Below are 5,450 nucleotides of genomic sequence, written 5' to 3' on the forward strand. Positions count from 1 at the left end.
TTACTCGACATAATTGACCGTCTGTCGACTCAGAAAAAACAAAGCAGACAGGCGGCAGTCGCCTACATCCCCGACATTTCATGCATTCGGAAATAATCCGCTTTGCGGACATAGGTCGCCCAGACGTCTGATGCTCTGAACGCCAATCGAAAGATGATTTTTGAAAGAATGGAGGAGAGACAAGTTACCAGTCGGAGGCAGGTCTGCCACCATATCGTCCCATGCCGACGGAGGCGCTGCAGACTGAGCATAGGTATAAGGCAGCGGTTCCTGACCGGCGCGCCCCGCTCAGAGCGGTAGAGGTCGCCCATCCACGACCTCCTTCATGACGAAGAATGTTCGTGTCTGACGTACGCCAGGCAGGGCGATAAGGCGGCTGGCGTGAAACCGGTTGAAATCCGCCATGTCCTTTACCCTGATTTTGAGAAAATAATCGAAATCCCCGGCCACAAGATAACAGTCCAGGATCGTCCTGATGTTGTGTACGGCCTGTTCGAACAGGCCGAAGCTGTCCGGTGTCGAGCGATCAAGAACGACGCCGACGAGAGCCAGCGTACCAAAGCCTTACGCGATCCCGGCTGGAGCATCCGTCCATAAATACGGCGGTCTTGGATATGTCGGGTTTGCCGAAGAAGTGCGCGCCCAGGAAGCGGAAATGGGCATGAAGTTCGACTTCATCGTCGTCTGCACGGTTACCGGTTCGACACATGCTGGCATGGTCGTCGGGTTTGCCGACGATGGCCGGGCGCGCCAAGTCATCGGCATCGACGGTTCATTCACCCCCAAACCGGTCAAGGCGCAGGTGCTCGATATTGCGCAAAAGACCTCGGCTCTGGTCGATGGCCCTGCCATTGCCGGCGACGACATCATCTTGATGGAAGATTATGCCTACCCCGCATACGGCGTGCCTTCAAAAGAAACCGTCGAGGCCATGCGCATTGCCGCGCGGACCGAAGCGATGATTACGGATCCCGTGTACGAGGGCAAATCCATTCAGGGTCTGATCGACCTCGTGAAGAAAGGCTTCTTTCCCAAGGGCTCGAATGTTCTTTACGCCCATCTTGGCGGTGCGCCAGCGATCAACGGGTACAGCTACACCTTCCGCAACGGCTGAACACAAACAAGACAAGACGCACCGTGCAGAGTCGCACGGCGCGTCTTGTACGAATTGCGTCGGAGACACGAAGGTCACCTGAAGACCTATCCCGATCACAATACGTCAAACGAACCGCGATCTTCCCCTGATAAGCCATTATCAGGGGGTTTTATCTGGCCTTTTCTTTTTATCGTTCCAGATGCTTCACAGGCAGCGCAGTCGTATATTTAACCTGATTCAACGCGAAACTTGATCTGATGCTTGATATACCGGGGATCTGCGTAAGAACCTCCAGCATGAATTCCTGATAGCGAGGAAGATCTTCAATGACGACGCGAAGAAGAAAATCGGCTTCTCCCGTCATGAGATAACATTCCATCACTTCCGGCCGCGCCTGAACCGCCGAAATAAAGACTTCCAGTGACTGTTTGTCCTGTTGTTGCAGAGAGACATGGACAAAAACATTCATGGCGAGACCGAGTTTGAGCGGATCGACCAGCAGCACGGTTCGCTTGAACACGCCCTGCGCTTTCATCTCCGCAACCCGACGCCAGCATGGCGACGGAGACAGGCCAACACTTTCAGCGAGGTCGGCATTACTGATCTCTGCATTGTCCTGAAGGGCCTCAAGAATCTTGAGGCTCGCGGCATCGAAACTCACGGACTGCATAGGAATAATTTTTCTCTAAAGCGGTGAAATAGGGTATTCTATACCTAATGAGAGCAAATATCAGGTAACTTGGAACGGATTTTCCCACCGAAATCAATACAATGCGCTTTACCATTTCTATCATGAGATAGCGCCATGAATTCAAAATCGGACCGGCCATCAAGAACTCATCAGCCTGCCGCTGTCGGCGTGGCAACATTTGTCTGGCTGGGCGTTATGGTTCTGCTCTGGGGCGCGAGCTGGCCCGTGACAAAACTGGCGCTTGCAACGGTGTCGCCCCTGTGGCTGGCCGCAATCCGCTTTGGAAGCGCCGCCATCTGTCTGTTCGGCTTCGTCTGGTGGAAAGGCCAGCTTTGCCGTCCACCTGTGGGCGACTGGTCGATCGTGGCCTCGATGGGCATGTTGCAGATGATGGCCTTTACGGGGCTGGGCATGATTGCAATGACCAGAACCGACACCAGTCACGCGGTCTTGCTGGCCTACACGACCCCATTATGGGGCGTTCTGGTATCGTGGCTTGCGCTTCGACAGACGCCGACCCGTGTGCAGCTTCTGGCATTATTTGTGGGTTTGTCGGGGACAGCGCTGATCTGCTCCCCCCTGGAAATGGACTGGCACGCACCGGGAACGCTCATGGGCAGCATCTTTCTGCTAATCGGCGCGGTTGCCTGGGCCGTTACGATCTTTCATATCCGCCATCATCGCTGGCACACGTCTCCCTTGGCTCTCGCACCGTGGCAGATGCTTCTGGCGACCATTTTTCTGACGGCTCTCGCCTGGACCGTGGAAGGTGCGCCTCGATGGGGTGCTACAGACTGGCACCTGCTGGGCATGCTCTTCTTTATCGGCCCGGTGGCAACATCAGTGTGCTTTGTCATTTCGGCTGAATATGGACGAAGAATATCAGTGTTCGCGATGTCCAATTTTACATTGGGCGTCCCTCTGATCGGTATCGTGACGTCCTTTCTTTTCCTTGGAAACCACCTCACGGGACTGTTCCTGACCGGTTTGACGCTTGTCTTCTTCGGAGCCGTCCTGGCAGCGGCGGCAGGCGGCCCGCTGCCTGCTTTCCGGTTTCTTCAGAGAGGGAAATGCGAGAAGGAAACAATCTCGCCAGTGTCAGGCTGATGCTCATCGGAGACCCGCAACCCTGTCGAAAAGCAAAGGAAGTATCTGCATTGCCCTGCACGTTTCAGAGAGAGGAGTCCGCAAGGGATTGCTTTTGAAGGCAGCTTCACAAAAGTATCCCTATGCGGGAAACAGGCGCAATGTTGCCTATAAATTCTGAAGAAAAGAGGAAACAATGAACAGACGCACGCTCATTATCGCGACCGCCATTTCACTGATCTCGACAGGATCGGCAAGCTTTGCACAGAGCCATAGTCATGGCGGGGCAAAGGTCATTTCCACCCCCGAGGATGTTCAGTGGCAGCCCGCACCGGCCATTTTTCCGCAGGGAATGAAAATTGCCTATCTTTATGGCGATCTGGCAAAACACGAACCGTTCACCATCCGGGTCATGATGCCGCCCCACAGCGTTATTGCACCGCACACGCATAATCTTGACGAAATGCTCACGATTATATCCGGTAATCTCGATCATTACACCGGCCCGAAAATGAATCCGTCAGAAGGACTTCATATGGAAGCGGGCGGTTTCGTGCACCTTCCGGTGAATATGGGTCACGCCCTGAAGGCTGGGGACAGCGGGGCTATCTTGCAGGTTTCCGGTGTTGGTCCTTTCGGCATGACCTATGTCGATCCAAAGGATGATCCGCGACACAGGTAATAGTCATAGAATCAGTGTTCCGACGTGCCTGAGACTTCCACCCAATGGGGATCATGATCTCAGGCACGTCGGTACACGCTTCATTTCAAGTGGGCGAAGGCCCGACGCATCAAGCCTGTATGCCGATCAGTGCCTCGCTGAGCCCCCACAGACGGGTGGCCGCTGCAGGATCGATGGCCCACGGCAGGACACCATCAAGAGCCTTGTGATCGGCCGGTATTCATGAGGACTTACACGATGCAAACCGCTGGACTACGGTAACAAAGATTGCAGACCCTTCATCTTCTCGCTGCTCGGCGTCGGCAATGTGAGTCCAAACCTCCATCGAGATTTGGACTCACATTGCTATCACGACGTAAAAGGTCTGAAGCAGCCTGTCTGCTTTTCACGCGCTAAACGGACAGATTGCTGTCGCCTTCATGTCGGACGCCAGAGCGTCGGCCTTTGCTTCTCTGAAGCCGACGTGTTCATGGCCTGCGAGAATAGGCTGTCGCCGATCACGACCAACACACGAGCATCCAGCCTAAAATGCGCGGTATGTGCCAGCAGCCAAGTGCGATCACCCCGTTTGTCTCTGTAGGGCATAGGGGGAACTCAAGACCAGTCTCCCTGGAAAAGGTTATCAATGGGTGACAGGCTCAATGATCGTCGGAATTGCAGCCCGGAGCACGCGGAGAGCTGACGGCTTGGCGCAGCCGGTCGACCCGATTACGCAAGTCCCGCAGTTCGGTGATCGACAGCCCGGTCGCCGTTAACACACAAGCCGGAATCGTCTCGGCCTGAACGCGCAGGGCCCGACCGGCCTCGGTCAGATGAACGCGCACCTGTCGTTCGTCCTTCTGGTCGCGGGTGCGCTCCACAAGGCCAGCGCCCTCCAGCCGCTTGAGCAACGGGGTCAGGGTGGAGCTAACCAGATCGAGTTGTGATCCGATTTCGCCGACAAGTCTGCCGTCACTGCTCCACAGGACGGTCATTACTAGATATTGCGGATAGGTGAGACCGAGCGGCTCGAGCAGCGGTTGGTACAGCCGATTGAAGGCGTGGCTCGCGGCATACAGCGAGAAGCACACGAAATTCGACAGATCAGGTGTGGATGGGTCTTCGTTCATATCGTCCTCCATAAGTAGGGCCATTATATCGCGTAATATCAAATCTTGGGCGATGTTAATGCATGGGAGCCATGCAATTTACCATGTTGAGCGATAATATCGTGCGCGATATGTAATGCCTCACAGGCCGATCGCAGCCTGATCGATACGGAGTTTTCCATCATGAAGCGCCTCTCCACAGTCATCGCCTTGGCTACCGCTATTGCCGCCGCGCCCGCGCTCGCCGCTCCCGTGCTGGAGCCCACGACCCAGCATTTCCTCAACGACCTCGCCACCGCCCATGTCCCGGCCATCCCCTCGCTGTCCCCGCACGATGCCCGTGCGCTGCTGGACGGCGCGCAGGCATCGGTGAAGGTCACCGCTCCCGCTGCCCGGATCACCGACCGCGTGCTCCCCGTTGGCCCGACCGGCAGCACACGCATCCGGATCTATCGCCCGTTCGACGCCCCGAACCATGCGCCGGCCATCGTCTATTATCATGGTGCCGGTTGGGTGATGGGCGGCCCGGCCAGCCATGACCGCCTCGTGCGCGATCTAGCGGCGGGCAGCGGTGCGGTGGTGATCTTCGTCGATTACGAACGCTCGCCCGAGGCGCGTTATCCAACTGCGATCGAGCAGGATTATGCGGTTCTGGAGTATGTCGCTCGTCATCCGGTCGAATTCGGGATCGATCCATCCCGCATTGCCATCGCCGGAGACAGCGTCGGCGGTAATATGGTTGCGGTCGTCTCCGCCCTCGTTGCGGAGCGGCATGGACCCAGGCCCGTAGCCCAGCTCCTGTTCTAT

Annotated in this window: 6 protein-coding genes and 1 pseudogene; 4 read left to right on the forward strand and 3 right to left on the reverse strand. The window is 56.3% G+C overall.

The features are described 5' to 3' along the window. Positions 1-288 precede the first annotated feature (288 nt). Positions 289-450, reverse strand: coding sequence for an Lrp/AsnC ligand binding domain-containing protein (locus tag HK23_RS14955; RefSeq protein WP_475638740.1), 162 nt, complete (start codon positions 448-450; stop codon positions 289-291). Positions 451-544: 94 nt separating this feature from the next. Between HK23_RS14955 and HK23_RS12465 the strand changes: the two are divergent. Beyond that, positions 545-1,114 (forward strand): annotated as a pseudogene (locus tag HK23_RS12465) (pyridoxal-phosphate dependent enzyme); the annotation flags it as partial. Positions 1,115-1,283: 169 nt separating this feature from the next. Here HK23_RS12465 and HK23_RS12470 read toward each other — a convergent pair. Continuing rightward, the gene (locus tag HK23_RS12470) at positions 1,284-1,766 is read right to left on the reverse strand and encodes an Lrp/AsnC family transcriptional regulator (protein WP_086654220.1); all 483 of its coding nucleotides are present in this window, start codon (positions 1,764-1,766) and stop codon (positions 1,284-1,286) included. Between the two features lie 135 nt (positions 1,767-1,901). On the opposite strand from HK23_RS12470, the gene HK23_RS12475 reads away from it, so the two are divergent. Together HK23_RS12475 and HK23_RS12480 are read left to right on the forward strand one after the other, a co-directional pair. Then, a complete protein-coding gene (locus tag HK23_RS12475; protein ID WP_082823204.1) occupies positions 1,902-2,894 on the forward strand; it encodes a DMT family transporter in 993 nt (330 codons plus the stop codon). A 175-nt stretch (positions 2,895-3,069) separates the two neighbouring features. After that, positions 3,070-3,555 carry a cupin domain-containing protein gene (locus tag HK23_RS12480; protein ID WP_061487256.1) on the forward strand — a complete coding sequence of 162 codons (486 nt, stop codon included), beginning with the start codon at positions 3,070-3,072 and terminating at the stop codon, positions 3,553-3,555. A gap of 638 nt (positions 3,556-4,193) precedes the next feature. Here HK23_RS12480 and HK23_RS12485 read toward each other — a convergent pair. Next, entirely contained in the window at positions 4,194-4,664 is a 471-nt protein-coding gene (locus tag HK23_RS12485) for a MarR family winged helix-turn-helix transcriptional regulator (protein WP_029495916.1), read from the reverse strand. Between the two features lie 162 nt (positions 4,665-4,826). Here HK23_RS12485 and HK23_RS12490 point away from each other — a divergent pair. Beyond that, on the forward strand, positions 4,827-5,450 hold a 624-nt coding region (locus HK23_RS12490), incomplete at its 3' end, for an alpha/beta hydrolase fold domain-containing protein (protein WP_143217564.1).

This window comes from Acetobacter malorum (genome assembly GCF_002153605.1).
In the GTDB taxonomy this organism is placed as follows: domain Bacteria; phylum Pseudomonadota; class Alphaproteobacteria; order Acetobacterales; family Acetobacteraceae; genus Acetobacter; species Acetobacter malorum_A.

What these genes read in the sequence shown, in the direction of transcription:
- HK23_RS12470 (WP_086654220.1), bottom strand. Translation starts at nt 1,766, where the DNA reads ATGCAGTCCGTGAGTTTCGATGCCGCGAGCCTCAAGATTCTTGAGGCC.
- HK23_RS12475 (WP_082823204.1), top strand. Translation starts at nt 1,902, where the DNA reads ATGAATTCAAAATCGGACCGGCCATCAAGAACTCATCAGCCTGCCGCT.
- HK23_RS12480 (WP_061487256.1), top strand. Translation starts at nt 3,070, where the DNA reads ATGAACAGACGCACGCTCATTATCGCGACCGCCATTTCACTGATCTCG.
- HK23_RS12485 (WP_029495916.1), bottom strand. Translation starts at nt 4,664, where the DNA reads ATGAACGAAGACCCATCCACACCTGATCTGTCGAATTTCGTGTGCTTC.